The organism is Bradyrhizobium ingae, from assembly GCF_055791185.1.
On the sequence record NZ_JBVUBB010000002.1, the window covers coordinates 47,959 to 74,499 of the forward strand.

Annotated in this window: 24 protein-coding genes, 1 pseudogene and 1 riboswitch; of the genes and pseudogenes, 9 read left to right on the top strand and 16 right to left on the bottom strand. The window is 64.0% G+C overall.

Annotated features, from left to right (window positions below; all coding sequences use genetic code 11):
* A complete protein-coding gene (locus ACV1FX_RS02840) occupies positions 1 to 1,128 on the top strand; it encodes a hypothetical protein (RefSeq protein WP_473116024.1) in 1,128 nt (375 codons plus the stop codon).
* Between the two features lie 142 nt (positions 1,129 to 1,270).
* Here the strand turns inward: ACV1FX_RS02840 and ACV1FX_RS02845 are convergent, their stop codons facing one another.
* From ACV1FX_RS02845 to ACV1FX_RS02860, 4 genes are all read right to left on the bottom strand, one after another.
* Complete coding sequence (locus ACV1FX_RS02845) at positions 1,271 to 1,759, bottom strand: VOC family protein (protein WP_473116025.1); 489 nt, start codon at positions 1,757 to 1,759, stop codon at positions 1,271 to 1,273.
* Positions 1,760 to 1,793: 34 nt separating this feature from the next.
* Positions 1,794 to 2,222, bottom strand: coding sequence for a VOC family protein (locus ACV1FX_RS02850; protein ID WP_473116026.1), 429 nt, complete (start codon positions 2,220 to 2,222; stop codon positions 1,794 to 1,796).
* A 228-nt stretch (positions 2,223 to 2,450) separates the two neighbouring features.
* Positions 2,451 to 3,464, bottom strand: coding sequence for an alpha/beta hydrolase (locus ACV1FX_RS02855; RefSeq protein ID WP_473116027.1), 1,014 nt, complete (start codon positions 3,462 to 3,464; stop codon positions 2,451 to 2,453).
* A 200-nt stretch (positions 3,465 to 3,664) separates the two neighbouring features.
* Positions 3,665 to 4,177 carry a cupin domain-containing protein gene (locus ACV1FX_RS02860; protein ID WP_473116028.1) on the bottom strand — a complete coding sequence of 171 codons (513 nt, stop codon included), beginning with the start codon at positions 4,175 to 4,177 and terminating at the stop codon, positions 3,665 to 3,667.
* 129 nt (positions 4,178 to 4,306) lie between these two features.
* On the opposite strand from ACV1FX_RS02860, the gene ACV1FX_RS02865 reads away from it, so the two are divergent.
* Positions 4,307 to 4,525 carry a CsbD family protein gene (locus ACV1FX_RS02865; protein ID WP_473116029.1) on the top strand — a complete coding sequence of 73 codons (219 nt, stop codon included), beginning with the start codon at positions 4,307 to 4,309 and terminating at the stop codon, positions 4,523 to 4,525.
* 70 nt (positions 4,526 to 4,595) lie between these two features.
* Here the strand turns inward: ACV1FX_RS02865 and ACV1FX_RS02870 are convergent, their stop codons facing one another.
* The 5 genes from ACV1FX_RS02870 to ggt all read right to left on the bottom strand — a co-directional run bounded on the left by ACV1FX_RS02870 (position 4,596) and on the right by ggt (position 10,764).
* Positions 4,596 to 5,060 (bottom strand): FKBP-type peptidyl-prolyl cis-trans isomerase, encoded by a 465-nt coding sequence (locus tag ACV1FX_RS02870; protein WP_473116030.1) that lies wholly within the window; start codon positions 5,058 to 5,060, stop codon positions 4,596 to 4,598.
* Between the two features lie 62 nt (positions 5,061 to 5,122).
* A complete protein-coding gene (locus ACV1FX_RS02875; protein WP_473116031.1) occupies positions 5,123 to 7,414 on the bottom strand; it encodes a xanthine dehydrogenase family protein molybdopterin-binding subunit in 2,292 nt (763 codons plus the stop codon).
* Position 7,415: 1 nt separating this feature from the next.
* Positions 7,416 to 8,432: an FAD binding domain-containing protein gene (locus tag ACV1FX_RS02880; RefSeq protein WP_473116032.1), complete on the bottom strand. Its 1,017-nt coding sequence runs from the start codon at positions 8,430 to 8,432 to the stop codon at positions 7,416 to 7,418.
* A 4-nt stretch (positions 8,433 to 8,436) separates the two neighbouring features.
* Positions 8,437 to 9,042, bottom strand: a complete 606-nt coding sequence (locus tag ACV1FX_RS02885) for a (2Fe-2S)-binding protein (protein ID WP_473116033.1) — start codon at positions 9,040 to 9,042, stop codon at positions 8,437 to 8,439.
* A 135-nt stretch (positions 9,043 to 9,177) separates the two neighbouring features.
* Positions 9,178 to 10,764 carry a gamma-glutamyltransferase gene (gene ggt / locus ACV1FX_RS02890; protein WP_473116034.1) on the bottom strand — a complete coding sequence of 529 codons (1,587 nt, stop codon included), beginning with the start codon at positions 10,762 to 10,764 and terminating at the stop codon, positions 9,178 to 9,180.
* 188 nt (positions 10,765 to 10,952) lie between these two features.
* Here ggt and trhO point away from each other — a divergent pair, with 188 nt between their 5' ends.
* Positions 10,953 to 11,720: an oxygen-dependent tRNA uridine(34) hydroxylase TrhO gene (trhO, locus tag ACV1FX_RS02895; RefSeq protein ID WP_473116035.1), complete on the top strand. Its 768-nt coding sequence runs from the start codon at positions 10,953 to 10,955 to the stop codon at positions 11,718 to 11,720.
* Positions 11,713 to 11,928 carry a SlyX family protein gene (locus tag ACV1FX_RS02900; RefSeq protein ID WP_473116036.1) on the top strand — a complete coding sequence of 72 codons (216 nt, stop codon included), beginning with the start codon at positions 11,713 to 11,715 and terminating at the stop codon, positions 11,926 to 11,928. Before trhO ends, ACV1FX_RS02900 begins: the two co-directional genes overlap by 8 nt.
* An 11-nt stretch (positions 11,929 to 11,939) precedes the next feature.
* Here ACV1FX_RS02900 and ACV1FX_RS02905 read toward each other — a convergent pair whose 3' ends face one another.
* Positions 11,940 to 13,841 carry a sensor domain-containing diguanylate cyclase gene (locus tag ACV1FX_RS02905; RefSeq protein ID WP_473116037.1) on the bottom strand — a complete coding sequence of 634 codons (1,902 nt, stop codon included), beginning with the start codon at positions 13,839 to 13,841 and terminating at the stop codon, positions 11,940 to 11,942.
* Positions 13,842 to 14,016: 175 nt separating this feature from the next.
* On the bottom strand, positions 14,017 to 14,238 hold the full coding sequence (locus ACV1FX_RS02910) for a hypothetical protein (RefSeq protein ID WP_473116038.1): 222 nt from the start codon (positions 14,236 to 14,238) through the stop codon (positions 14,017 to 14,019).
* Positions 14,239 to 14,352: 114 nt separating this feature from the next.
* Here ACV1FX_RS02910 and hemE point away from each other — a divergent pair, with 114 nt between their 5' ends.
* Entirely contained in the window at positions 14,353 to 15,387 is a 1,035-nt protein-coding gene (gene hemE, locus ACV1FX_RS02915; protein ID WP_473116439.1) for a uroporphyrinogen decarboxylase, read from the top strand.
* A 72-nt stretch (positions 15,388 to 15,459) separates the two neighbouring features.
* On the opposite strand, the gene hemC is transcribed toward hemE, so the two are convergent.
* From hemC to ACV1FX_RS02930, 3 genes are read right to left on the bottom strand one after another with little or no spacing between them, the layout of a single operon-like run.
* Complete coding sequence (gene hemC, locus ACV1FX_RS02920; protein ID WP_473116039.1) at positions 15,460 to 16,440, bottom strand: hydroxymethylbilane synthase; 981 nt, start codon at positions 16,438 to 16,440, stop codon at positions 15,460 to 15,462.
* Between the two features lie 23 nt (positions 16,441 to 16,463).
* Positions 16,464 to 18,083 carry a GMC family oxidoreductase gene (locus tag ACV1FX_RS02925; protein WP_473116040.1) on the bottom strand — a complete coding sequence of 540 codons (1,620 nt, stop codon included), beginning with the start codon at positions 18,081 to 18,083 and terminating at the stop codon, positions 16,464 to 16,466.
* Positions 18,084 to 18,140: 57 nt separating this feature from the next.
* Entirely contained in the window at positions 18,141 to 18,731 is a 591-nt protein-coding gene (locus tag ACV1FX_RS02930; protein WP_473116041.1) for a TetR/AcrR family transcriptional regulator, read from the bottom strand.
* Between the two features lie 158 nt (positions 18,732 to 18,889).
* Here ACV1FX_RS02930 and ACV1FX_RS02935 point away from each other — a divergent pair, with 158 nt between their 5' ends.
* The 3 genes from ACV1FX_RS02935 (at position 18,890) to ACV1FX_RS02945 (ending at position 22,677) form a co-directional block, all read left to right on the top strand.
* Positions 18,890 to 19,246 (top strand): nuclear transport factor 2 family protein, encoded by a 357-nt coding sequence (locus ACV1FX_RS02935; RefSeq protein ID WP_473116042.1) that lies wholly within the window; start codon positions 18,890 to 18,892, stop codon positions 19,244 to 19,246.
* Between the two features lie 183 nt (positions 19,247 to 19,429).
* The gene (locus tag ACV1FX_RS02940) at positions 19,430 to 21,391 is read left to right on the top strand and encodes a putative bifunctional diguanylate cyclase/phosphodiesterase (RefSeq protein WP_473116043.1); all 1,962 of its coding nucleotides are present in this window, start codon (positions 19,430 to 19,432) and stop codon (positions 21,389 to 21,391) included.
* Positions 21,392 to 21,693: 302 nt separating this feature from the next.
* Positions 21,694 to 22,677 (top strand): ABC transporter substrate-binding protein, encoded by a 984-nt coding sequence (locus tag ACV1FX_RS02945; RefSeq protein ID WP_473116044.1) that lies wholly within the window; start codon positions 21,694 to 21,696, stop codon positions 22,675 to 22,677.
* A gap of 111 nt (positions 22,678 to 22,788) precedes the next feature.
* On the opposite strand, the pseudogene fusA reads toward ACV1FX_RS02945, so the two are convergent.
* Positions 22,789 to 23,184 (bottom strand): annotated as a pseudogene (gene fusA, locus ACV1FX_RS02950) (elongation factor G); the annotation flags it as partial.
* A gap of 748 nt (positions 23,185 to 23,932) precedes the next feature.
* Positions 23,933 to 24,018, top strand: a riboswitch (ZMP/ZTP riboswitch).
* Positions 24,019 to 24,052: 34 nt separating this feature from the next.
* On the opposite strand from fusA, the gene ACV1FX_RS02955 reads away from it, so the two are divergent.
* Complete coding sequence (locus tag ACV1FX_RS02955) at positions 24,053 to 25,330, top strand: serine hydroxymethyltransferase (RefSeq protein WP_473116045.1); 1,278 nt, start codon at positions 24,053 to 24,055, stop codon at positions 25,328 to 25,330.
* Between the two features lie 228 nt (positions 25,331 to 25,558).
* Here ACV1FX_RS02955 and ACV1FX_RS02960 read toward each other — a convergent pair whose 3' ends face one another.
* Entirely contained in the window at positions 25,559 to 26,539 is a 981-nt protein-coding gene (locus ACV1FX_RS02960) for a PDR/VanB family oxidoreductase (RefSeq protein ID WP_473116046.1), read from the bottom strand.
* Positions 26,540 to 26,541 lie beyond the last annotated feature (2 nt).

The following is a 26,541-nucleotide window of genomic DNA, read 5'->3' on the forward strand; positions in this document are numbered from 1 at the left end:
ATGGCGAAGCTCGGGACTCGCAGCATCGTCCTCTCGGCCGCGTTGATCGCGGTGACCTCGCTCGTGCTGCTCGCGACGCAGTTGCGGCCGGCTGCCGCCCAGAGCTGCACCGAATGCTCTCCGACGCCGACCCCCACTCCGACGTACAGTCCCTCGCCTACGCCCACGCCCTCACCCAGTCCTTCGCCGTCACCGGCTCCGACAACGACGCCTGGGGCGAACCCGAGCACGTCAGGAGCCGACTCCAGCGCCGGCTCGATCGGCGACCTCGCCAACCAGCGCTTCAACCAGATGATCACCAACAGGGTGCTCGGCTCGGTGCTGCTCGGCGTCAACGAGCAGGTCAATTGCAGCGACTGCATCAGCGCCTTCGGCTCGGCCGGCTCGTTCTCCGCCGGCGTCCACGGCCGCAAGGAGCTCACCAGCAACCTGTCCCTGCTCGCCGGCCTCGCCTACACGCAATACAACGAGGGCGGCTATCACGTCACCAGCGCGCCGATCGGCGCCTTTGCGCTGCGCTACGATTTCACCGACTGGGGCTCGTCCCGCCCGTTCTTCGACATCGGCACGGTGCTCACGCCCTGGGAGAAGGTGCGCTACACCCGCAATTATCAGACGAGCCTCGGCGCAGTTACTGTGACCGGATCGACCGATAGCTCGAACTACGCCGTCTATGGCCGGGCCGGTTGGATCAGCCGGGTGTCGCCGCGCGACGAGATCGCGGCTTCCGTCGAGCTCTGGCAACTCTGGCAGCGCGTGTCCGGCTATAGCGATCCGACCGTCGCGTTCAACCCGTCCGATGCAACGATCGCTGGCGGCACCGATCGCACCAGCCTCGTCAAGCTCGGCGGGCAGTGGACGCACCTGTTCGGCAGCACGGTGGAAGCCAATGTCAACGGCGGCTGGGTGCAATCGTTCGGCACGCATTCCGGCATCGTCGCCACCGTCACCGGCAACGGCACGGTGGTGCCGACCATCGGCAATCAAGGCTGGTTCGAATATGGCGGCCGCCTCGGCTTCCGCCTCGCGCAAGGGTGGATCGTCGACCTCTTCGCCAACGGCACGCTCGGCCCGCAGCCGGTCGGCAACACCATCCACGGCGGCGTGGGCTTGCGGATCAATTACTGAGAGACCGCACTTGGTCGGCGCGGTCGCCGGCCGCCAACTCGGCTGTCATGCCCCGGCTTGACGCTCGCGAACCCGGCTCGCCGAAGCTTTGGTGAAGGCGGCTAGTCGGCGATGACACCGAGAATGTGTCGCGAGCGCGCCGTCACGCCGCCGATTTACCCTCGAATGCGCGGCGCAAGATGTCGACATCCAACTTGACCATCTTCATCATCGCCTGCATCGCGCGTGCAGCGGCGGCCTTGTCCGGACTCGACAGAAATTCGAACATCACCTTCGGCACCACCTGCCAGGACACGCCGTAGCGGTCCCTGAGCCAGCCGCACTGCCCTTCACTGCCGCCATGAGCCAGGAACGCACTCCAGACGCTGTCGACCTCGGCCTGGTCGTCGCAATGGATCATCAACGAGAGCGCGTGGGTGTACTCCATCTTCATGCCGCCGTTGAGCGCGACCATGGGCTGGCCGGCCACCGTGAACTCGACGACAAGCACGGAGCCTTCCTTGCCGGACGGATTGTCGGAAACGTTGCGCTGGACGTGCGTGATCGCCGAATTCGGAACGAGCGAGACATAGAACTTGGCGGCTTCCTCGGCATCGCCGTTGAACCACATGCAAGGCACGAGCTTGGACATCGTGAATGATCCTCTTCAATCCTCTGGGCTTCGATCAGGTGTTCGCCATGCCGGGCTGGATCGGCGCCGCCGCCATGTCCAGCCAGTTCACACCCCACATATGACCATCGGGATCCTCGAAGCTGCGGCCGTACATGAAGCTGTATTCGTCCTTCGGGCTGGGATCGGCCACCCCGCCCGCAGCCTCGGCCCTGCCGACGATATCGTCGACCTCGCTCCGACTGTCGGCGGACAAGCAGAACAGCGCCTGGTTCGAGATCTTTGCATCTGCGATCGGCTTCGGCGTGAACTGGCGGAATTTGTCGTGGGTCGTCAACATCGCGTAGATGGTCTCGGAAATGACCATGCAGGACGCCGTGTCGTCACTGAATTGCGGGTTCCTGGTCGCGCCTATTGCCTCGTAAAAGGCGGTTGCGCGCTTGAGATCGGTCACCGGCAAATTGACGAAAATCATCCTCGGCATCGGAAGCTCCTTGGGCGGGGTTCTGCCCAAGGACGGATGGCCCGCCGGCGATCCGACACCGCTTCCGAATTTTTTACTCCCGACCTGCGGGGCCCGTCGCAGCGCCCCCACGCGATCTTTGAGCAGCCTCACTTCTCCTTGCCGGGATCCCGATGCACCGGGCCGCCGGGGCCGGCCTCCGAGGTGAATTGCGGGCTCTCGCCGCAGCGCTCCGCGCAATTTTTGCGGTCAGGTCGCGATCGGCGTCGGCATGGTCAAGAATGCCCGCGTGGCGTGCCAGAACAGGGCCCGATTGATCGCCAGCACCACCGAATGTGCGGTTCCCGGCAGGATGACGAATTGCCGGTCGCCGTTCGGCAGCTTGTTGTAGAACGCCTCGAGGTCGGCGACGGTCGCGATGCCGTCGAACTCGCCGCGCACCAGGAGCACCGGCGCGAGCACCTTCGCCGGGTCCACCACCGGCAGGTTGGCCGTCATGTCGAGATAGGTACCGGTCGGGATCTGGTCGCCGAACTGAAGCTCGACCTCGGCGAGCACGTCCATCACCGCGGGATCGCTGGTGCCGGGCTTGTCGCGGGTCGCGATCGAGCGGATCATCTCGCGGTCGCGCTTGCGCATGTTGTGGGTGCGGTAATAGTCGACCTGCTCGGCGCGTTTTGCCAGGGTCGGCGAGCCTTCGCCCTTGTAGGTGAAGGCCGCGAATACCAGCCGATCGATACTCTCGGGGGCGACCATCGCGTAGGCGCCGGCACGCAACGCGCCGGAAGATTCGCCGACGAAGTGGAATTTTCGCTGCCCGGTCTCGCGCGTGATTACTTCGGCCGCCGCTTTCAGGTCTTCGACGCCGCTCGCGATGTCGGAATTGCCGGAGGTACGCCCCGACTTGCCATAGTTCTCGTGGTCCAGCGTCCAGCAATCGAAGCCGTAGCGGGCGAACTCGTTCATGGTCGAGTATTCGCCCTTGCCGGGCACGCTGAGATCGAACACCCGCGAGGTGACGGATGAGCCGTGCACGAACACCACGACCGGCCGCGCCGCCTCGCCCGCTCTGGGTGCACCTATCCGCTTGCGGTACATCCACAGCGGCACGTCGCCCTTCTTTGCCCAGTATTCGCTGGACCAGATGTCGGCGGGTTGATCGGCGGCGCGGGCTGCGGGCAACGCCCCGGCGAGCGCAGCGCCGAGCACACCGGCTCCTTTGATTAGCGCGCGCCGTTGTCGCGAATGGTCGGGTTTCGCCATCGTCGTCTCCCTGGCCTTGCTTTTTGAGTGCAGGCTCGCCGGGGCAACCCTACCAGACGTGGTGAACGACGTCAGCCGCATCCTCTGTCATTGCGAGCGCAGCGAAGCAATCCAGAAATGCATCCGCGGAGGGAGTCTGGATTGCTTCGCTGCGCTCGCAATGACGATGTGGTGAGGTCGCGACGCCTAACCCCGACCAGTCACTTCGCTTCGTTCGGATCGCGGTGCACGGGGTCGATCCACAGCACGGTCTCCGGCTTCTCGACCGGCTCGATGTCGAGATTGATCGCAACCGCCTCGCCATCGCTGCGCACCAGCACGCATTCCAGAACTTCGTCGGGGCTGGCGTTGATCTCCTGGTGCGGCACGTAGGGCGGCACGTAGATGAAGTCGCCGGGGCTGGCTTCGGCGGTGAACTGGAGATGCTCACCCCAGCGCATACGCGCTTTGCCCTTCACGACGAAGATGATGCTTTCGAGATGGCCGTGATGATGCGCGCCGGTCTTCGCATCCGGCTTGATGCTGACCGTTCCCGCCCACAATTTCTGTGCACCTACGCGCGCGAAATTGATCGCAGCCTTGCGGTCCATGCCCGGCGTCGACGGAACGTTCGGATCGAGCTGGTTACCGGGGATGACGCGCACACCATCATGTTTCCAGCGATCGTCGTGATCGTGTGCATCGTGAGAATGCGTGTGGTCATGGCCCGTCATTGGTCTTGCTTTCTGTTGGTTCCGTGTGCGGCAAGCTAACCAATGCCGCGGCATCAAGCCATACCAAAATCGGAACTCCCTTGGTCGGCCCGGCGTTGTTTCCGCAGCGAGAACCGGAAGGAGATTTCCATGGGTAGTACGAGCGACAAGATCAAGGGTGCAACCAACGAGGCCGTCGGCAAGGCCAAGCAGGGTATCGGCGAAGCCACCGGTTCCGACCGCATGAAGGGCGAAGGCACCGTACAGGAGATCAAGGGCAAGGGCCAGAAGGCCATGGGCGATGCCAAGGACGCCGCGAAGGAAGCGATCGATCGCGCTGCGGCGAACGCCAAGCGCACGACAGAGTGAGCGCGCGCGACTGAAATGAAAAGACCGGCCGCAAGGCCGGTCTTTTTTTGTTTGCGCTTGGTACCCGGCGTCACTTCACTCCGAGCAATTCCACGTCGAACATCAGCGTCGCATTCGGCGGAATCACGCCGCCGGCGCCGCGCGCGCCGTAGCCGAGCTGCGGTGGAATGATCAGCGTGCGTTTGCCGCCGATCTTCATGGTGGCAACGCCCTCATCCCAGCCTGCGATCACGCGGCCCTTGCCGATCGGAAACTCGAACGGCTCGTTGCGGTCGACGGACGAGTCGAATTTCTTGCCCTTCTTGCCGTTTTCATAGAGCCAGCCGGTGTAGTGCATCACGCAGATCTGGCCGGGCTTTGGCGAAGCGCCAGTGCCGACGACGCTGTCGATGATCTCGAGGCCTGAAGCTGTGGTCATGGTTTTTCCTGCGGTCTGGGCCGATGCCGGGGTGAAGACGAGCGCCGGCACTGCGCCGATCACCGTGATCGCGAGCGCCGACATGAGGGTGAGGAGTGCATGCTGGACACGCTGCATAAGACACCTTCTGCTTGGAGCGGGAGGTGTCTAGCGCAACGCGCTCGGCGTGACCAGCCTTATCAAACCTCGATGTTCTCCAGCCGCACCGGCAGCTTGCGGATACGCTGGCCGGTCGCGTGATAGACCGCATTGCAGATCGCGGCATTGGTGCCGACATTGGCGAGCTCGCCGAGCCCCTTCACCCCGGCGGGATTGATCCGGTCATCCCGCTCGGACAGCAAGATAACCTCGACATCAGGCACATCGGCGTTCACCGGCACCAGATAATCGGCGAAATTGTCGTTGACGTAGCGCGCAGTCCGCTCGTCGATTTCGGTCGCTTCGAGCAGAGCCGAGGACATGCCCCAGATCAGCCCGCCCATGAGCTGGCTGCGCGCCGTGCGCGGATTCATGATGCGGCCGGCGGCAAAGGCGCCGACCAGGCGCGGCGTGCGGATTTCATGGGTGAAGCGGTTGATCCTGACCTCGACGAATTCCGCGCCGAAGGCGTAGGCAATGCCGTCCTTCAGGCTCGGGCCACCAACCAGGCGGACGTGACCGCTATGCATGGCCTGGAAAGAATCCGGCGGCGCGCCCTCCGGTTTCCATTCGCCATATTCCTCGACCACGCTGATGCCGAGCGCATCGAACGCCTTTTCGCGATCAAGAGGCTGATCACTCCGCGCGGCCTGCATTGCTGGCGTCTGGCCCATGCCGATCGTTTCCTTGGCCTTGTCGGTGATGCCCTCGTTTGGCATCAGTGCGCGGAATAGCCGCTGGCGAACCTTGTCGCACACCATCATCACGGCCGAGCAGGTGCTGGCAGTCGAGTTCGAACCGCCCGCGACCGGAGCCGGCGGCAAGTCGCTGTCGCCGATGTAGACGGCGACCTTCTCCAGGGGCACGCCGAGCCGCTCGGCTGCGGCTTGGGCGATCACCGTATAGGCGCCCGTCCCGATCTCATGACCAGCGAGTTCGACGCGGGTGCGGCCGTCACGCTGCAGGCGTACGCGCGCCGCCGACGGTCCCATCTGGGTCGGATAGCAGGTGGCGGCGCAGCCGTAACCGATCAGCCAGTCGCCATCCACCATCGATTTCGGCCGGGTCGAGCGCTGCGACCAGCCGAATGCTTTCGCCGCTTCGTCGAAGCAGGCCATCAGAGATCGCGAGGTGTAAGGCTTGCCTCCGATCGGCTCGTTCATTGTGTCGTTGACACGGCGCAGTTCAATCGGGTCCATGTCGAGCTTGACGGCAAGCTCGTCCATCGCGCTCTCCAGCGCGAACATATAGGGCACCTCCGGCGGCGAGCGCATGAAGCCGGGCGTATTGCGGTCGGCGCGCACGATCGAGACGAGGCTGTCGACATTCGGGCACGCATAGAGCCGCGTCGTCGTCTTGGTGCCGCCGACGCAATAGGCGTCGGGCCGCGAAGAGATCTCCGCGCCCTCGTGACGCAGCGCCACGAGCTTGCCATCTCTGCTCGCGCCGAGCTGGATCTGATGCCGCGTCTCCGCGCGATAAGTTGCAATGGTAAAACCCTGGTCGCGCGGCGGCACCAGCTTGACCGGACGGTTCAGCCGGCGCGCGATGCTGGCGACGATAGCGGTGCGTGGCGTCATCGAGCCGCGCGAGCCAAAACCGCCGCCGACGTAAGGATTGACCACGCGAACCTTGTCGGCGTCGATGCCGAGCTGCTCGGCGACGCCATTCTTCAGGCCGTAGACATACTGGCTCGGTTCATAGATGAGCAGATTGTCGCCCATCCAGACGCAGCTCGTCGTGAACAGCTCCATCGGATTGTGGTGCTGCGTCGGCGTCTCGTAGGACGCAGTAAGCTGGACCTCGGCCTCGTCGAATGCCTTTGCGAAGTCGCCGACCTTCGGGTCCTCCTTGAACATCGCGTTCTGGCCCTTCGCAGCGGCCGCCGTCGTGCCCTGCGAGTCGAACGTCGCCGCCGGCATCAGCGCGGTGGTGTTGACCTTGACGCGATTGGCGGCTTCGCGTGCCGCTTCGTAGCTCTCGGCAACGACCACCGCGACGATCTGGCCGTCATGGGCGATATCGGCCGATTTCATCGGCTGGATCGTGGTCCCGGCATAACCGCCGTTGGAGAACAGCTTTGACTCCTTCAGCTTCGGCCCATTCTGGTGCGTGAAGATGTCGATCACGCCGCGCACCCGCTTCGCATCATCAAGCTCGAAACTGTCGATGCGGCCCTTGGCGATCGCGCTGGTCACCAGGAAGGCGTAGGCGGGGTTGGCGAGCGGCATGTCGGAGGCGTAGGCCGCCTTCCCCGTCACTTTTGCAGCGGCGTCGTAACGCGGCACCGGCTGGCCCATATTGGCTTTCGGCTCGGGAGCAGCAGTCGTCATATCAGATCTCCATCGTTACGGCCTGCTGGAGCGCGCGAGCCACCACGCGCCGGCCGAGCGCGATCTTGTAGGTATTGTGCCGCCGGCCTTTGGCATCCGCGAACGCCGCATCGGCAGCATGCCGGGCGAGGCTGTCGTCGAACTGCTGACCCTTCAGCAGCGCTTCCGCCTCGCGGGCGCGCCACGGCACGGTGGCGACGCCGCCGAGCGCGATCCGGGCGTCGCGGATCACGCCGTCCTGCACGTCGAGCGCGATCGCCGCAGACGACAGCGCGAACTCGTAGGATTGCCGGTCGCGGGCCTTCAGGTACACCGAACGCGGCCACCGCCCGGAAATCGCGAAAGCCGAGATCAACTCGCCGGGCTGCAAAGTCGTCTCGATCTCCGGCGAATTGCCGGGCGGCTTGTGCAATTGCGCGAACGGCAGGCTGCGCGTCCCGGACTTTCCGGTGATCTCGACCGTCGCATCGAGCGCCACGAGAGCCTGCGCGAAATCGCCAGGATAGGTCGCTATGCATTGGTCGGAGGTGCCGAGCACCGCATGCATCCGGTTGAACCCATCCATCGCCGCACACCCGGAGCCAGGATTTCGCTTGTTGCAATTTTCGTAGGAGATGTCGCGGAAATAGCTGCAGCGCGTGCGCTGCATGACATTGCCGCCGAGCGTCGCCATATTGCGCAGCTGCGGGCTCGCGGCGAGCTTCAGTGAATTGGCAATAATGGGATAGTTGCGCTGAATCTCAGGGTTCGCGGCAACATCGGACATTTTTGCGAGCGCGCCGAGCCGCAGATTATCACCGCCGAGATCGATCGCCGACCAGCTCCTCGCCAGCGCGTTGATGTCGACGACCGTCGCTGGCCGCATCACGTCGAGCTTCATCAGATCGATCAGCGTCGTGCCGCCGGCGAGCGGCTGCGCCGTGGCTAGCGTCAACGGATTGTTGTCGGAGGCGGATGAGGCGAGAGCTGAGACGGCGGCGCCGGCATCGGCAGCCCTCTGATAGGAGAACGATCGCATGCGCCTAGCCTTTCATGATGTCGGGCGCAGCCTGCTTCACGGCCGCGACGATGTTGGGATAAGCGGCGCAGCGGCAGATGTTGCCGCTCATATATTCGCGGATGTCCGCGTCACTGCCGGCGTGCCCCTCCTTCACACAGGCGACCGCGGACATGATCTGCCCGGGTGTGCAGTAGCCGCACTGGAACGCATCGTTGTCGATGAAGGCCTGCTGCATCGGATGCAGCCGGTCGCCGCTTGCGAGGCCTTCGATGGTAGTGATGTCCTGGCCTTGCGCGGCGACCGCCAATGTCAGGCACGACACCACGCGCCGATCGCCGATCAGCACCGTGCAGGCGCCGCACTGGCCGTGATCGCAGCCCTTCTTGCTGCCGGTGAGGCCGAGATGCTCACGCAGCGCATCGAGCACGGTGGTGCGCGCATCGATGCGAAGATGCTTGTCCTCGCCATTGACGCGCAATGTCACATCGACCGGCAGCGTCGGATCCTGCGCGGCCGCAGCGTCTGATCCTTGCGTGGCCGCGCGCGCGGTCAGCGGAACGAGCGTGCTTGCGGCAGTGCCCGCCATGAAGGCGCGACGATCGAACCCGGAACCTGAATTATCGGACATGTCGGCCTCCGCCGCTTTCCAAAGAAAGCAGCGCACGCCTGCGCCGCTCATCGCCCCTTAACCGGTGGCGATGAGCTCCGTTCCTCCGTCAACTTTTCCTGATCGCGCGAGGAACTTCGCCTCGCGCGCCGAGGCTCAGTAGCCGAGTGCGCAGCCGTCCTTGCGCGGATCGGAGCCGCCGGTCAGCGTCCCCTTGTCCCAGTCGATCCAGATCGCCTGGCCGCCGCCGAGCGGGCCGACGAGGCTCGTGGTCTTGTGGCCGAGCTTCCTCAGGCCGTCGACGACTGCGGCCGGCACGCTGTCCTCGAGCTGATAGACGCCTTCGTAGTGAAGGCCGCGCGGCATATCGATCGCCTCCTGCACGTCGCAGCCATAGTCGAGGATGTTGGTCAGAACGTGCGTCTGGCCGACCGGCTGATATTGCCCGCCCATCACGCCGAACGGCATGATCGCGCGGCCCGCCTTGGTGAGCAGGGCCGGAATGATCGTGTGCAGCGGACGCTTGCCGCCGCCGATGCAATTGGGATGATCGGGCTGGATGCGGAAGCCGCCGGCGCGGTTTTGCAGCAGCACGCCGGTCTTGTTCGATACGATCGCCGAACCGAAGGAATGCGCGATCGAATTGATGAAGGAGCAGACGTTGCGATCCTTGTCGACCACGCTGATGTAGATGGTCGAGGGGTTCATCGGCGGCGCGACATTGGGCAGGTCGAGCAATCCGTCCATGCGGATTTTTGCGATGTATTCGTCGGCGAATTCCTTGGCGAGGATTTTTGCGACGTCGATCTTCATGTGGGTGGGATCGGCGACATGCAGTTCGCGGATCATGTAGGCAATGCGGGCGGCTTCCGCCTCGAGATGGAAGCGCTCGACGCTGAGTGGCGCGAACTTCGTCAAATCGAACCGGGAGAGGATGTTGAGCATCACAAGCATGGTGATGCCGGGTCCGTTGGGCGGGCACTGCCAGACGTCGTAGTTCTTGTAGGTCGTGCCGATCGGCGTGGTCACCTCGGTCGTATGATCAGCGAAATCGTCGAGCGTATGCAGCCCGCCGATTCCGCGCAGCGTCTCGACCATGTCCTCGGCGATTGCGCCCTTGTAGAAGGCGTCACGGCCATCCTTGGCGATCGCACGCAGCGTCTTGCCGAGCTCGGGCTGGCGGATGACGTCGCCGGCGACCGCCGGCTTGCCGTGCGGCAGCAGGTAGCGCTCGGTGTTGGTGCCATTCTTCAGCTTCTCGAACTGGTTCTTCCAGTCGAAGGCGATGCGAGGCGCGACGACATAGCCCTCCTCCGCCGCCTTGATCGCCGGCTGCGCCAAGCGGTCGAAGCCGAACCTGCCGTGGTCGCGCAGCACGGTCGCAAAGGCGTCGACCGCACCGGGGATCGAGACCGCGTGTGCCGAGGTCAGCGGCACGGAGTTGATCTTGCGCTCGAGATACCACTCGACTTTGGCGGCCTTGGGCGCCCGGCCCGAGCCATTGTAGGCGGCGATCCTGCCCTCGCCGCGCGGCTGGATCAGGGCAAAGCAGTCGCCGCCGATGCCGGTCGATTGCGGCTCGATCACCCCGAGCAACAAACTGCCCGCGACCGCCGCGTCCGCCGCCGTGCCGCCCTCTCGCAGCACCTCGACCGCCGCAAGCGCAGCCAGCGGGTGCGAGGTCGCCACCATCGCGTTCTGGGCGTGGACCGTGGACCTGCCGGGGAAATGGAAGCTTCTCATTGCCTGTTCTGCTCTGCTGCCGCGGGACGCGTGAAGATCGCGTCCTCTCGAAAATCCGGGTCTACATGACACATTCAGCCCTTGCCGGGCAATGCTGGCATACCACGGAAATGGCTGCCATCCGCTGCGCGAATGGGCTCGCAGGTTGCGGGTTTTCCGGGCGGCTGCCGCCTGCTAAACGAGCCGCCATGACTCCTGAGAACACGGCTTGCAAGGTCGCCGCCTTCTACCAGTTCGCGCGGCTCGCAGACTACCGCGAGCTGCGTGAGCCGCTGCGCGCATTCTGCGCCGGCCTCGGCATCAAGGGCAGCGTGCTGCTGGCGCAGGAAGGCATCAACGGCACAGTCGCAGGCTCCGGGAAGGCGATCGACGTCCTTGCCCACGAGCTCGCACACGGCGACATGTTCGGCGGACGGCTCGACAATCTCGAACTGAAGTTCTCGACCAGCGAGGCGATGCCGTTCGGCCGGCTCAAGGTGCGGCTGAAGAAGGAGATCGTCACGCTGGGCGATGCCACCGCCGACCCGACGCAGCAGGTCGGCACCTACGTCGATGCCTCCAGCTGGAATGCGCTGATCGCCGAGCCGGATACGCTGGTGCTCGACACCCGCAACGCGTTCGAGGTGGCGATGGGCACGTTCGAAGGCGCGGTCGACCCCAGCATCAGGAGCTTTGGCGAGTTCAAGGACTTTGCCGCGCAGCAACTCGATCCCGCAAAGCATCGCAGGATCGCCATGTTCTGCACCGGCGGCATCCGCTGCGAGAAGGCGAGCGCGCATCTGCTCGCACGCGGCTTCGCCGAGGTCTATCACCTCAAAGGCGGCATCCTCAGATATCTCGAGGACGTGCCGGAGGAGCAAAGCCGCTGGCACGGCGAGTGCTTCGTATTCGACGAGCGCGTCGCGCTTGGCCATGGCTTGCGCGAGCGGCAGAAGGACGCCTCCGCCGATGAATGAGATCAAGTCGCTCAGCGAACGCATCGATACGCTCGAAACACGGCTCGCCTATCAGGACGACACCATCGAGCAGCTCAACCAGACCATCACCGCGCAGTGGAAACAGATCGATGCCCTGACGCGGCAGATCGCAGCTCTGAACGAGCGTCTCCTGGAGGCCGAAGCCAACGCCCCGGGCCCCGCCAACGAGCCCCCGCCGCATTACTGAGACGAGGGGCTCTACTGCCCCGAAGCCAGCGGCAGCAGGTTGACGACCTCGACCGACATCACCAGCCGGTCTCGCCCGTCCTGCTTGGCGCCATAAAGCGCGCGATCGGCGGCCTCGACGAGCGTTCCCGGCCCACCGGTTCGCTGCAGCCACGGGCGGCAGGTCGCACCGCCGACCGAGGCGGTGACGCAGCCAGCGGATTCATTGGAGCTATGGACGAGGCCCGCGGCACGAATCGCCTGGCGGATCCGCTCGCCGATCCGCGCGCAGCCGGCCGCATCGATGTTCGGCAGCAGCACGGAAAACTCCTCGCCGCCGTAACGTGCCGCGAGGTCGCTGACGCGCTGGGCCTCCGCGGCGATGACCTTCGCCACGGTGCGCAGGCAGGCATCGCCCGCGGGATGACCGTATATGTCGTTGTAGGCCTTGAAGTGATCGACATCGATCATCAACAGACCAAGGCTCGAGCGGTCGCGATAAGCCCTCGCCCATTCCTCGTCCAGCCGCTCGTCGAAGCGACGGCGGTTGGCGAGCCCGGTGAGGCTGTCTTCGATCGCAAGCGTCTCGAGCCTGTTTTCCAGGTTCTTCTGCTCGGTGATGTCGCGCGAGATCGCGACGACGCCATCGACCTCTCCGGTGACCTTGCGGGTGACCTGCATGCTCGATTCGAGCCAGATCTCGGACTTTTCACGGTGCACGTTTCGATAGGTGACCCGCGCCTCCTCCCTTTCGCCGCGCTTCAGCGCGTCCACGATCGCCTGGACCTCCGGCAGATCTTCCGGATGGATGCCGGCAAGCGCGGGCGTGCCGATCAATTGATTGGCGCGCCAGCCGGTCACGCGGGCAGACGAGGGCGAGACATAGCGGAGCCGCTCGTCGAGCCCGATCCGGGTCACCATGTCGCTCGAGCCTTCGGCCAACAGGCGGAAATGCGCTTCCTTCTCCACCAGGGCCGCCGCCATGCGCTGACCGCGCTGCAACTGACGGACCAGCACCGCACCGATGATTGCGATCAGGATCACAAGGGCGAAGACGTACAGCATGCGCGAAATGGCCGCCGCCCGCCAGGGCGCCAGCAATTCGTCGCGATCGACGGTCGCGATCAGGAGGAGCGGAAAGCGGCCGCTGCGCTTATAGAAGCTGACGCGATCCACGCCGTCCAGCATCGACTTGAACTGATAGGCTCCGCTCGGCTGCAGCTTCGATTCGCGAAACAGCACCCCATCGGCCACGCTGCGTCCGACGAACTTCTCATTGCTGGGATCGCGCGCGATGATGATACCATCGCCATGCACCAGCGTGATGGAGCTGTTTCGACCGATCAGGAACTGCTGGTAGAAATGCGACAGATAGTTCGCGCTGATGGTTGCAAGCACGACGCCGCCAAAGCTGCCGTCGAGCTTGTTGAAGCGTCGCGACAACGTAATCACCCACTCACCATCGACCAGGCTTTTGATCGGGCGGCCGACATAGGCCTCGCGCCTCGGCGAGAACTGGTGATGCCTGAAGAACTCGTCGTCGCTGAGCGTGGAAGTGACGGCGCCGGCGGACGTCAGCCAGTTGCCCCTGTCGTCGATGATGGCAAGGCTGTGAATGCGCTCGATCGCCTTCTTGCGGATTTCGAGGAGGTTGCGCAGCTTCGCGATCGTCGTTGCATCGGTCCCGTCCATCTCCAATCGACTGACGACGCCAACGACGCCGGAATCGAGCAGGTCGAGGCTGTCCTCGGCGTGCTGGGTCAGCGATCGCGCGAGGTTCGCCATTTCCGTCTCGGTGCCGCGCAGCAAGGCCTCGCGCGAACTCCATTCACGCCAGCCACTGATGCCGAGGATGGCAGTGCAGGTGAGCACGACGAATGCCGCCGCCCGCAACGGCAGGCGGCTCAAGCCGGCTCTATAGCTCATGACGTTCATGCGAACAGGATTCTCCGATCGCCGGAAAATCCGCTGCTTCTGTTATCGAAACCTGAAAAGAACGGCGCAATTCGCCTCAAACTGCGCCGATTTACGTAGTCCTACGGTGCTCGCGATCATCTGATCGCTAACGGCAGGTTAGCGCGTCGAAAAGGAATCGGGCCCGCACGAGGCCTCAGCTGAACATCGCCTTAACCTTGTCCCACAGCGAGGGGCTGTCCGCCTCCGCATCGGCCTTCGATGGCGTCGGCTGGGCGGCACTCACGGGATCAGAGGCCGGGAAGGTGTCGACCAGCCCGGCATCGAGCCTGGCATGGGCCTCGCGATCGGCAGCGAGCGCCTCGCGAGGATTGTCAGCGTGCTTGTCGTGCGGCGCGGGGTTGAATTTCTCAGCCATGAGCTCCTCCATTGGCCGGTCAACGTCGCCGCCCGCCGCGAGGTTCCGCTGTTCCGCTTGGCCCGGCGGGAGTGGCGGTGTATCAGGAACCGCAACATGTCCCAGGGATCATTCGTGCCGCCCTCCTCCGCAAAACCTTTCGTCGACGTGCTCTCCGGCCAGCGGCAGCCCGTTCCGCCGGTCTGGATGATGCGGCAGGCCGGCCGCTATCTGCCCGAATATCGCGAGGTCCGGACCAGGGCCGGCGGCTTCCTCGATCTCTGCTTCACGCCGGAGCTCGCTGCGGAGGTCACGCTGCAGCCGATCCGCCGCTTCGGCTTCGATGCGGCGATCATCTTCTCCGACATTTTGGTGATCCCCTATGCGCTCGGCCGTTCCGTGCGCTTCGAGGTCGGCGAGGGTCCGCGACTGGAGCCGCTCGATGATCCGGATAAGGTTCGCACGCTCGCTCCGCGCGCAGATTTCGGCAAGCTCGAGCCGGTGTTCGAGGCGCTGCGCATCGTGCGCCGCGCGCTCGATCCGAAGACAGCGCTGATCGGCTTCTGCGGCGCGCCGTGGACGGTCGCGACCTACATGGTCGCGGGCCATGGCACGCCAGACCAGGCACCGGCGCGGATGATGGCTTACCGGCATCCGGAGGCGTTCGGGAAAATCATCGACACACTGGTCGACAACTCCGTCGACTATCTGCTCGGACAACTCGCCGCGGGTGCCGACGCGCTCCAGATCTTCGACACCTGGGCAGGCGTCTTGCCGCCGGCCGAATTCGCGCGCTGGTCGGTCGAACCGACGCGGCGCATCGTCGAGGGCGTGCGCGCAAAAGTACCGGATGCCAAGATCATCGGCTTTCCTCGCGGCGCCGGTGCGCTGCTGCCCGGTTATGTGGAGGCCACCGGCGTCAATGCGGTCAGCATCGACTGGACGGCGGAGCCAGCCTTCATCCGCGAGCACGTACAGTCACGCGTCGCCGTGCAGGGCAATCTCGATCCGCTGGTGCTGATCACCGGCGGCGATGCGCTGGACCGCGCCGTCGACGACGTGCTGGCGAACTTTGCGAAAGGCCGCCTGATCTTCAATCTCGGCCACGGCATCCAGCCGGAGACGCCGATCGCCCATGTCGAGCAGATGCTGAAGCGCGCGCGCGGCTGACGCTTCACAAAAACTCGAAAACAACCCCACGCAAAGTAGAACGGCCCCCCGCCCGGCCGGGCGCTCCGGCGCTCACCGCGGCCGGCTGCGCTCGATGATCTCGGCGGCGCCTCTGGCCAGCAGGTCGAGCCCGACCGCACGGCCGAGCTCGCGCGGGCGGTTTGCGGGGCCAGCGCGGGACGCTTCGATGATGGTGTTGCCGGAGAGATCGAGCACCGATGCGGTCAGCGACATCTGATCGCCGTCGATCGTGGAGAACCCAGCCACCGGCGAGTTGCAGTGGCCGTTGAGCACCCACAGCACCTCGCGTTCGGCGTCAGCGCAGGCATGCGCGGCGGGATCGTCGATCGATGACAGAATGCGCCGTGTCTGCCAGTCCTGCGCCGCGCATTCCACGGCGACGATCCCCTGCCCAGCCGCGGGCAACATCTCCGCTGCCGAGAATTCGTAGGCGATCCGGCTCGCAAGACCGACGCGATCAAGCCCCGAGCGCGCCATGATCAGGGCGTCAGCAGGACCAACCGCGCCACCGTCCGGCAACCGCTGCAACTCGCAATTATCGAGCTTGCGCACGCGCGTGTCGGCAGCGCCGCGGAAGTGGATCACCTCGGCGTCCGGAAACAGCCGCCGCGCATAGGCCGCGCGCCGCACCGCATTGGTGCCGATCTTGAAGCCCTTACCGCGCGACTGCCTGAATGCATCGAGCACAACACCGTCGCGCAGCACCAGCGCATCACTGGGTGGATCGCGCGAAAGGGTGGCGCCAATTACGAGGCCAGGGGTATCCTCGTTGCCCGGCATGTCCTTGAGCGAATGCATCGCCGCCTGCAACTCGCCCGACAGCACCGCGGCCCGGATCTGCGCGACGAAAGCGCCGCCCTTGCCGCCATGGGGCAGCAGCTTGCTGGTCTGGTCGAGATCGCCCGTGGTGTCGAACTTGACGATCTCGACGTCGATATCGGGCACGGCGGCGGTCAGGCGGCGCGCAATTTCTTCCGTCTGTGCCAGCGCCATCGCGCTCTTGCGCGTGCCGATCCGCAATCGAATAGCCAAGTCCAAGTCCTCTCAAGACGCGTTTATCGCGCATCCTCCAATATCATGTCGGAGGCCTTTTCGGCGATCATGATGATCGGCGCATTGGTGTTGCCCGATACGAGATCAGGCATGATCGATCCGTCGACGACGCGCAAGCCCTCGATGCCCCTCACCTTGAGCCGCTGATCGACCACGGCGAGCGCGTCATTGCCCATACGGCAGGTCGAGGTCGGATGATAGATGGTGCTGCCGCGCCGGCGACAGAATTCCAGGAGCTCCGCATCGCTCGCGACCTTGGGGCCTGGATCGACCTCCTCCACCACGAAGGGCTTCAACGCCGGGGCATGCAATATCTTGCGCAGGATCTTCAGGCCTTCGACATTCGTGGTGCGATCGGTTTCGGTCGACATGTAATTGATGCGGATTTCCGGCGGCACCGTCGGATCGGCACTCTTGATGCGCAAGCTGCCGCGGCTTTCCGGACGGAGCTGGCACACGGATGCGGTAAAGCCGGAAAAATCGTGCAGCTTCTCGCCCATCTTGTCGGTCGAGAACGGCAGGAAGTGCACCTGGATGTCGGGCGTCGCGAGCCGCGGACTGGTCTTGAAGAAGGCGGCCGCCGTGCCCGCCGCGATCGTCAGCCAGCCCTGGCGGAACAGTGCGTAGCGCACGCCCGTCAGCGTACGCCGGATCGGATGGTTGATCGCATCGTTGAGCGTGATCGGCTGCGAGCAGCGCATCACGATCCGGACCTGCATGTGATCCTGGAGATCGTGGCCGACGCCCGGCGCGTCGAGCACGACGTCGATGCCATGCTTGCGCAGCAGGTCAGCCGGGCCGACGCCGGAGAGCTGCAACAGCTGCGGCGAGTTGTAGGCGCCGCTCGAGACCAGCACTTCCTTGCGCGCCCGCGCGCGGCGCAAGACTGAAGCTTGCCGATATTCGACGCCGACGGCGCGCCGACCCTCGAACAGGATGCGCTGGCCCAGTGCCGAGGTTTCGATCTTGAGGTTGCCGCGTTTCTTCGCGGGACCGAGATAGGCGACAGCCGTGGACGCGCGGCGGCCTTTTCGCGTGGTGGTCTGGAACAGGCCGACGCCTTCCTGCGAGGCGCCGTTGAAATCCGGATTATAGGGCAGGCCTGTCTCGACCCCTGCCTTGATGAAAGCTTTCGACAGGGGATCCGAGAGGATCAGATCGGAGACCGGCAACGGCCCTCCGGTGCCGTGAAACCGATCGGCGCCACGCGCCTGGTTCTCGGCCTTCTTGAAATAGGGCAGCACGTCGTCATAGCCCCAGCCGGTATTGCCGAGCTGGCGCCAGCGGTCGTAATCCTCGTGCTGGCCGCGGACATACAACAAGCCGTTGATCGAGCTGGAGCCGCCCAGCGTCTTGCCGCGCGGCTGGAACACTTGCCTGCCGTTGAGCTCGGGCTCCGGCTCGGTCTGGTACATCCAGTTGACGCTCTTCTCCTTGAACAGCCGGCCGTAGCCGAGCGGCACATGGATCCAGATATTGGAATCCTTCGGGCCGGCTTCGAGCAGCAGCACCGAATGCTTGCCGTTCTCCGACAACCGGTTGGCGAGCACGCAGCCGGCCGAGCCGGCGCCGACGATGACGTAGTCGAATTCGGGATCTGTGGACTGAAGTTGGCTGGTCATGCTTTTTCGGTTCTTATTGTTGTTGTCTGCCTTTCGGATCGAAGGTCCATAGCACACTCATTGCCGCAGACGCAGCGCCTCGATCAATGACTTGAACGCGCGGGCATATTCCGCGCCCGCCTTGGCGATGTCGGCTCTTCCGGCGCAGGCCACCGCGGCCTCCGTCACCGCACCGAGCAGCAGCCGCGCCAGCGGCTCGATCGGCTGCCGCGCGATCAGGCCCGCATCCATCGCGGCCGCTAGCGCGCGGGGCATCTTGCCGCCAAAATGCTGCGCGTCGATCTCGCGCCAGCGCTCCCAGCCGAGCACGGCCGGGCCGTCGCGCAGGATGATCTGGCCGGTCGGGCCCTTGGCGGTCGCGGCGAAATAGTGCTGCGTGCCGGCGACCATCGCGGCGAGCACGTCCTTCTCGGCACGAACGGCGCGGTCGATCTCGGCGACGAGGTCGTGCGAGACCTGATCGAACACCGCGGCGAAGACCGCCTCCTTGGTCTTGAAGTGATGATAGACCGCGCCCTTGGCGACGCGGGCGCCGTCGGCGATGTCGTCCATGGTGGTGGCGACAAAGCCCTGCGTTCCGAACAGGCGGCGCGCCGCCGTCAGGATCGCCTCCGTGGTCGCGGCCCGCCTCTCCGCCTGCTTTGCCATGGTCTCTTCTAATCTCGCTGCGTCGCAGGCCTCTCATGGTGCGGAGCGCGTGTGACGCAACAGAACTAGTCGAATTCCGCGCAAGCTGCCAGTTGACTTTTCGACTGGCGGTCGGTATTTACCGACTATCAGTCGGTTTATAATCGTGAGGTGCTGCAATGCCGAGCCGTGAGATTGTCGAAGCATTTGCGACGTACCTCGAGGACGGCGACTTCGTCGGCGCGATCGAGCGGTTTTATTCAGCCGACGCCGCCACCTATGAAAACCAGGCCGAGCCCATGGTCGGCCGCGACAAGCTGGCGGCGAAGGAGCGCGGCGTGCTGGCTGCCTTCAAGGAGGTCAAGGCCGCGCGCCTCGGTCCAAGCCTGATCGCCGGAGATCATGTCGCCACGCGCTGGAAATTCGCCTTCACCAAGGCCGACGGCACCACACGCACGCTGGAGGAGATTGCGTCCTGGCGCGGCGAAGAGCTGATCGAGGAGCGCTTCTTCTACGATCCGAAACAACAGGCGTAATACCGGACGCGGGAACCAGAGTACGCCGGCATTTGCATCGATTTGTTATCGATATCGGCGGTTCCATATGCACATCGTGCCGGGGCGATGCCGACGCGGGCGATAATTCATAGATCGTCAAAGGTTTGCAGCGAATTCTCGGGCCTGAGCCGAATATGAACGGCCCATGCTGCAGGCTCTCGAATGCGGTCCCGAGTGACGTCCTATCTGACCAAGCTGTTCGCCGGCGATCTCGCCGCGTTCGGCGGACCCGCAACCGACGACACCGTCGCCGGCCACATCCGCGCGGAGCAGATGTCGCTCGTGCTCGGCTATTCCGTCGGCATCATGCTGGCCAATGCCTGCAATGCGGCCGTGCTTGCCATCGCGCTCTGGGATTCGCCGGACTCGAAGTTCGCCGTGGCCTGGGCGGCTGCAGTCGCGGGCGCTGCGATCCTGTTCGGCGTGCAATCCCACAGCGCCCGCCGGATCACAAAACCGCAATTCGTATCGCGCCGCGCCATGCACCGGCTGGTGCGCAACGCGTTCATCCTCGGCTCCGCCTGGGGCATCGTGCCGGTGGCGTTCTTCGCGAACGCCTCCACGGGCGGCCAGCTCATCATCACCTGTCTGTGCGCCGGCATGCTGGCCGGCGGCGCGCTCGCCTTCGCCACCATCCCGATTGCGGCCATCGCGTTCACGACTCCCCTCTTCCTCGGCATCGGGATCTGTCTCGGCAGCGGGGGCGATCCCGCTTACCTGCTGATGGCCGTGTTGGTCGTGGTCTACGGGGGCGTGCTGCTGCGCGGCGTCTTCGTCAATTCCTTCACCTTCATGCGTCGCATCATGCGGCAGCTCGAAGCGGAACGGTCGGTCCGCCAGGATCCGCTGACGCACCTGCCGAACCGTTTCGCGTTCAACGAGACGCTCGATGCCGCGTTGAAGCGACTGGCCCTGTCCGGCGAAGAGTTCGCCGTGCTGCTGCTCGACCTCGATCGCTTCAAGGAGGTGAACGACAAGTTCGGCCACCCGGCCGGCGACGAATTCCTGGTCCAGGTCGCCAGCCGCCTGCAACGCTGCACGCGGGCAGCCGAGCACGTCGCGCGCATCGGCGGAGACGAGTTCGCACTGGTCATGGCCAATCTCACCCGGGCCGAAGACGCGCTCGAGATCGCGGAGCGGTTCGTCGCGGCCTTCGCAGAGCCGTTCCCGATCGAGGGGCGCGAGGTCGTCGGAGGCACCAGCGTCGGCATCGTGCTGGCGCCGCGGGACGGCGATACGCAGCTTGACCTGCTCAAGCATGCGGACGCCGCACTCTATCGCGCCAAGAAGAGCGGCCCCGGCACGATCTGCTTCTTCGAAGCCGCCGACGACAAGTCGGCGCGCGACCGCAAGGCGCTGCAATCGGATCTGGAGCTCGCCATCCTGCGCGACGAGCTGTTCCTGGTGTATCAGCCGTTCCTCAATCTCAGGGAGAACCGGATCACCGGCTTCGAGGCTCTTCTGCGCTGGAAGCATCCGGTGCGCGGACTGGTGCCGCCGAGCGAGTTCATTCCGATCGCCGAGGAAACCGGCCTCATTCACGAGATCGGCGAGTGGGTCATCCGGCGCGCCTGCGCGACGCTGGCCGAGTGGCCCCGCGATATCAGGGTCGCGGTGAATTTCTCCGCGGCGCAATTCCACAACACGGGCATTCTCCAGACCATCGTGCAGGCGCTGACCGAGGCCAACGTCGCCCCTCACCGGCTGGAGATCGAGATCACCGAGTCCATGCTGCTGTCGAAATACGGCTCGGCATCATCGATCCTGAACGCGCTATTGCAACTCGGCGTCACGGTGGCGCTGGACGATTTCGGCACCGGCTTCTCGTCGCTGACCTATTTACGCAAGCTGCCGTTCAGCCGCATCAAGATCGATCAGTCCTTTATCAGCGACATGCTGGCGCAGCCGGACTGCGCCGCGATCGTGAAGTCGGTAATCGCGCTCGCGCGGGACCTGAATATCGGCGTTGTCGCCGAAGGCGTCGAGACGACCGATCAGCTCGAATATCTGCGCCAGACCAATTGCGACGAGGTCCAGGGCTATCTCATCAGCCGCCCGGCTTCGGCCGAGCAGGTCTTGGCGCTGCTCGACCCGAAGAAGCATAGGGCGACTTACGCGGCGTAGGGCCGGTGCTCATAAACATCATCTTCCGAGGGTAAAGCGGAAGCCGCCCCGCTTGGTGGTCATCGACGGCTTTTGCCAGAGCCGAACATCCGCTTCATTTGCCACTCGCCGCTCCGGCACAAAGTGTTAAGCTCTCGGTCCTCCAGGCGTGGTCCTTGAGGGGACGCATGCGACGGCGGGAAGTTAGCCCACGCGCCTGAAGCTGGTGATTAGCCTCAACGCCGCAAAAGCGCAGGGACCGACCATGCCGCCGACACTGCTCACTGGCACTGAGATGATCTCACTGGCACTGAGGTGATCGAATGAAGCGGCGCGAACTTCTTGCGGGATTGTTGGCCGCCACGACGGCGAGCGCGCTGCGGGCAGCCGAGCCGAATAAGACCTACCGGCTGGCATTCCTGTCGTCGGTTGCCGACCTAAGCGAAACCGGCATTTACAAGCCTCTCTTTGCCGAGTTGCGACGACTTGGCTACGTGGAAGGACAGAACTTCGTTGTTGGGCGCTTCTCGGCAAAGGGAGATGCGTCGCGCTACGACACAACCATTCGCGACGGCGTCAGTTCGTCCCCGGACGTCATCCTCATTACGGGGACTAGCGATCTAGTTCTTCGAGTAAAAGCGCTGGTTCACTCCATTCCCGTCGTCGCGACGATGAGCGATCCGGTTGCATTGGGGATCGCCAACAATTTTGCGCGACCAGAAGGAAACATAACCGGGATCAGCGTGGATGCCGGGATCGAAATCTGGGGCAAGCGGCTTGGGTTACTTCTGGAGGCTGTTCCGACAGCCAGCCGCGTCGGATATCTTTTTACAGAACTGTACTGGAACAGCAGGGCCGGTGACGCTGCGCGCGCGGCAGCTCGCAAGTTCTCAGTTACGTTAGTGGGTTCGCCGATGCGGGCTCTGCAGGAGCCAGAATATCTACGCGTTTTTGATCTACTCCAACGTGAACACGCCGACGCCCTACTTGTCAACGAAACTGGAAATCACTTGGACAACCGACGTCTTATTGTGGACCTCGCAGAAAGGAATCGCCTCCCAACGCTCTATGCCTACCGGGAATTTGTCGATATCGGAGGATTGATGGCGTACGCCATCGACAGAAACAACATGTTCGGTCAAGCGGCGCGATACATTGACCTGATCTTCAAGGGAGCCAAACCCGGCGAGATACCGATCTATCAATCGGACAAGTACATGACCTTCATCAACCTCAAAGCCGCCAAGACGCAGGGCATCACCATCCCCGCATCACTGGTCCTCCGCGCCGACGAGGTGATCGAGTAGCTCCCTCTCGTTGCGGCGCATAAGTCCGGAAATGGCCCGATGGCGAAGTTCGACTTGCCTCCGAAGCCGTCCGCTGATCGGGATAGACCGGAAATACCCGCGGGATATCGATTAGCTGGTACTCGACGGCGTAGGCGTCGCAGCATAGTGATCGAAACGCATTGTGAAGGTTGCACGCCCCCGGCTCATCGAGCGCAGATTATTTACAAAACCACTCATTTTCAGGAGCGGCACCATCGCGTTGATGACAGTGGAATTGCCGCGCATGTCCTGGCCCTGGATCTGCCCGCGCCGCGAGTTGAGGTCGCCGATGATGGAGCCGGTGTAATCTTCCGGCGACACCACCTCGACCTTCATTATCGGCTCAAGCACCACCGAGCCCGCTTTATGGAGCGCCTCGCGAAAGGCCGCGCTCGCGGCGATCTTGGAGGCGAGTGGCGAGGAATCGACATCGTGATAGGCGCCGTCGATCAGCGTCACAGTGAGGTCCACAACCGGAAAGACGGCATCGGCCCTCGACTTTGGCTCAATCGCGATTTCGAGCTTTAACTGTGCGGACACTTCATCCGCCATTGCATACGGATTGAGTTCCGGATGGCCAGACTTCCACTTGACCCATTCATCGGCGTCGCGATGCGAAACAAAGTCAGCAATCGGGACATCAGTGAGGTCCGCCTGTCGGTGAATGACACGCCAGCCGCCCTCTTGAATGCGCTGAATAATGAAAGTTTGCACGGGCAAGGAGGTCATCGGCGAATGTCACAGGTGCAGGCTTCGGATTGTTTTCCTAAAGTTAGCACAATCTACTATGTGAATGGTTGACAAAATTGGCGTACGCAACCGATAGAGGACTCCGTAGGAGCGCTAGGTGTTGTACGCAATTTCCCATTGGCATGCGGGCTGGCACGCGCTCCTTGTCGTAGGTTGTTCTGTCCTTTGGCTGCTACGACATCTGTTAGCCGGTGCATGGATGCCGTCGGACGGCGGCCGCATGGAGGCCGAAAGGCGCGGCCGAGAACGAATTATGGAGAGTTACGACAAGTACATGGGCGCGATGACGACGATTAAGGACCGTCTCGCGTGTGGACGGCCTTCCGTTGCAGCGTGTCGACGGTAACTATGCCGCGGGCGCGCGACACGCAGGCGTAGATCTTGTTCTTCCGATTCCGGTGATCGCGTCCGCACGAGCTGCCGGTTGCGGAAGGTCCGCAGGTAGGCTAGCTTCTCCGCCACGAAGAGCCGCCGTGCTCATTCGTTCCCATCGCGCGACTGGCGAGCTGACGTGGAATTGACCACGGTGAAGCGCGAGGGGTTCCGACGCCGATCGCCTGGGCAACCAATCTGCTGGAAAAACAGCGTGATGAGGAGCCCAAGCATGCCGTCGTTTCGCAACGAACTGTCCATCAACGATTCCGAGATCGCGGCCGCCCTTGCGGGGGAAGAGCGCCGTCAGCAAGACGGCGTCGAACTGATTCCATCCGAGAATTACACCTACCCCGAGGTGCTCGAGCTGCTCGGATCGGTCTTCACCAACAAATATTCCGAGGGCTATCCCGGACGCCGGTACTATGGCGGCCAGCAGTTCACGGACGAAATCGAGAACCTCGCGCGCCAGCGGGCCTGCTCGCTGTTTCGTGCCGAGCACGCCAACGTTCAGCCTCTGTCGGGATCGCCGATGAATCAGGCCGTCTATCTCGGCCTGCTCGATCCCGGCGACACCATTCTCGCCATGGACCTGTCGCATGGCGGCCATCTCACCCACGGCGCGCCGGTGTCCCACATGGGGCGTCTGTTCAACTTCATTCGCTACAAGACGGATTCGAAGAGCGGAGCGATCGATTTCGACGCATTACGGGCCACAGCGCGTGAAGCGCGTCCGAAAATGGTGTTGTGCGGCTACAGCTCCTATCCGCGCGACCTGGACTATGCTGCATTCAAGAGCATCGCCGACGAGGTCGGCGCGCTCACGATGGCCGACGTGAGCCACTATGGCGGACTGATCGCCGCGAACGTCATGCGCAATCCGCTTGATGCCGGCTTCGATGTCATGACGACGACATCCCACAAGACCCTGCGCGGCCCCCGTGGCGGGATCATCCTGTGCCGGAAGGAACACGCCGCTCGGATCGATGCTTCCGTCTTTCCCGGTTTGCAGGGTGGACCTCACATGAACGTCGTGGCCGGGACCGCCGTGACGCTGAAGAAAGCGATGAGCCCGGATTTCCAGGCGTACGCGGGGCAGGTCTTGCTCAACGCGAAGATTCTGGCCGGAACGCTGATGGAACGCGGGATGAAGCTGGTCACGGATGGAACGGACAATCACATGATGGTCGTCGATACGGCGGCGTCCGTCGGACTGGATGGGCGGACAGCCGAGGACCTGCTCGATGCCATCGCCATCACCACCAACAAGCAGATCACTCCCGATGATCCGCGCCCACCGCTGAGGCCGAGCGGCATCCGCCTCGGGACACCAGCCGCGACCGCGCGCGGCATGGGCGACACCGAAATGCGTCGTATCGGCGAATTCATCGCCGCGGCTCTGCAGGCGAAAGGAGACGATGCCGTCCTCGCGCGCCTCAGGTCAGAGTGTGTCGAGATGTGCCGGGCTTTTCCTGTTCCAGGCGTGGTGCCGGGATCCGGAGCGAACTGATTGGCCTCGAAACTGCAGACCGCAATTTAACGCGCTGAGATTAAGCATGGAAGGTGCGCTCCCTCCCCCGCTTGCGGGGGAGGGCTGGGGAGAGGGTATCTCCACAAAGAGACTCCCCAAGAGGAGAGAGCCCTCACCCAGCGCTTCGCGCCGACCTCTCCCGCAAGCGGGAGAGGTGGAGGCCGCGGCCCTTTCCGTTCCTCCTAACAGATCCTGCTCCGGACTCGCTCAGATCGCATCCGCCCGTTGCAGCGTGTCCACGGTGATGGTGCCGCGTGCGCGCGAGACGCAGGCGCAGATCTTCTGGTTTTCCTGCTTCTGATGGTCGCTGAAGAAGACGTCGCGATGATCGATCTCGCCCTGGACGTCCACGACGTCGATCGCGCACAGACCGCATTCGCCGCGCTTGCAGTCGTACATCACCTCGTGGCCGGCGGCATTGAGCACGTCCAGCATGGAGCGTTCGCGCGGGATTTCGAGCTCGACGTCGGAACCCTTCAGACGAACGCGAAATGCTTCCGTCGGCAGCGAGCCGCTGGAGCCGAAGGTCTCGTAGCGCAGATCGGAGAGCGGGCGCCCGGCCCCGATCCAGGCATGGCGCGCGGCGTCCAGCATCCGCATCGGGCCGCAGAACAGCGCCAGTGCGTCAGGCGGCAGTGAGGCGAACAGAGTGTCGAGATCGAGCCGCCCTCCCTCGTCGCTGGCGTGGACGACCAGACGATCGCCCAACAGCGCGGTGAGATGATCGAGATAGGCGGCATCCTGGCGCGAGCGCACCGCATAGTTCAGCGTCATGCCGACGCCGCGGCGCGCCAGCGCCTGCGCCGCACCGACGATCGGCGTGATGCCGATGCCGCCGGCGACCAGGCAAAAGTGCTTGCGGCTCCAGTCGACCGCGAGCAGCGAGGAGGGCAGCGTGACGTCGAGCCGCGCGCCCGGCGCCAACTGCCACATGTAGCGCGAGCCGCCGCGGGAATCCTCAGCACGGCGAACGGCGATCCGGAAGCCGCGCGGATCGGCCTCACCGACCAGCGAATAGGACCGCGTCTCCGGCTGGCCGTTGATGGTCACGGTAATGTTGATGTGGCTGCCGACCGGATAGGCGGCGCCGTCGAATTGATCCGGCAGGATCAGGAATTCGCGGATGCTGGGCGAAAGGTCGCGCGTCTCGACCAGGGTCGCCGGAGTCCAGGTTTCGATGAATCGCATGG

Bases quoted from the DNA above. Each gene is read 5' to 3' on its own strand.
- ACV1FX_RS02875 (WP_473116031.1), bottom strand. From the start codon at position 7,414: ATGACGACTGCTGCTCCCGAGCCGAAAGCCAATATGGGCCAGCCGGTG.
- ggt (WP_473116034.1), bottom strand. From the start codon at position 10,764: ATGAGAAGCTTCCATTTCCCCGGCAGGTCCACGGTCCACGCCCAGAAC.
- ACV1FX_RS02930 (WP_473116041.1), bottom strand. From the start codon at position 18,731: ATGGCAAAGCAGGCGGAGAGGCGGGCCGCGACCACGGAGGCGATCCTG.
- ACV1FX_RS02870 (WP_473116030.1), bottom strand. From the start codon at position 5,060: ATGCAGCGTGTCCAGCATGCACTCCTCACCCTCATGTCGGCGCTCGCG.
- ACV1FX_RS02900 (WP_473116036.1), top strand. From the start codon at position 11,713: ATGAATGAGATCAAGTCGCTCAGCGAACGCATCGATACGCTCGAAACA.
- ACV1FX_RS02940 (WP_473116043.1), top strand. From the start codon at position 19,430: ATGCGGTCCCGAGTGACGTCCTATCTGACCAAGCTGTTCGCCGGCGAT.
- ACV1FX_RS02840 (WP_473116024.1), top strand. From the start codon at position 1: ATGGCGAAGCTCGGGACTCGCAGCATCGTCCTCTCGGCCGCGTTGATC.
- ACV1FX_RS02845 (WP_473116025.1), bottom strand. From the start codon at position 1,759: ATGTCCAAGCTCGTGCCTTGCATGTGGTTCAACGGCGATGCCGAGGAA.
- ACV1FX_RS02885 (WP_473116033.1), bottom strand. From the start codon at position 9,042: ATGTCCGATAATTCAGGTTCCGGGTTCGATCGTCGCGCCTTCATGGCG.
- ACV1FX_RS02945 (WP_473116044.1), top strand. From the start codon at position 21,694: ATGAAGCGGCGCGAACTTCTTGCGGGATTGTTGGCCGCCACGACGGCG.
- ACV1FX_RS02960 (WP_473116046.1), bottom strand. From the start codon at position 26,539: ATGCGATTCATCGAAACCTGGACTCCGGCGACCCTGGTCGAGACGCGC.
- ACV1FX_RS02850 (WP_473116026.1), bottom strand. From the start codon at position 2,222: ATGCCGAGGATGATTTTCGTCAATTTGCCGGTGACCGATCTCAAGCGC.
- ACV1FX_RS02955 (WP_473116045.1), top strand. From the start codon at position 24,053: ATGCCGTCGTTTCGCAACGAACTGTCCATCAACGATTCCGAGATCGCG.
- ACV1FX_RS02905 (WP_473116037.1), bottom strand. From the start codon at position 13,841: ATGAACGTCATGAGCTATAGAGCCGGCTTGAGCCGCCTGCCGTTGCGG.
- ACV1FX_RS02860 (WP_473116028.1), bottom strand. From the start codon at position 4,177: ATGACGGGCCATGACCACACGCATTCTCACGATGCACACGATCACGAC.
- trhO (WP_473116035.1), top strand. From the start codon at position 10,953: ATGACTCCTGAGAACACGGCTTGCAAGGTCGCCGCCTTCTACCAGTTC.
- ACV1FX_RS02880 (WP_473116032.1), bottom strand. From the start codon at position 8,432: ATGCGATCGTTCTCCTATCAGAGGGCTGCCGATGCCGGCGCCGCCGTC.
- ACV1FX_RS02925 (WP_473116040.1), bottom strand. From the start codon at position 18,083: ATGACCAGCCAACTTCAGTCCACAGATCCCGAATTCGACTACGTCATC.
- ACV1FX_RS02865 (WP_473116029.1), top strand. From the start codon at position 4,307: ATGGGTAGTACGAGCGACAAGATCAAGGGTGCAACCAACGAGGCCGTC.
- ACV1FX_RS02855 (WP_473116027.1), bottom strand. From the start codon at position 3,464: ATGGCGAAACCCGACCATTCGCGACAACGGCGCGCGCTAATCAAAGGA.
- ACV1FX_RS02935 (WP_473116042.1), top strand. From the start codon at position 18,890: ATGCCGAGCCGTGAGATTGTCGAAGCATTTGCGACGTACCTCGAGGAC.
- ACV1FX_RS02910 (WP_473116038.1), bottom strand. From the start codon at position 14,238: ATGGCTGAGAAATTCAACCCCGCGCCGCACGACAAGCACGCTGACAAT.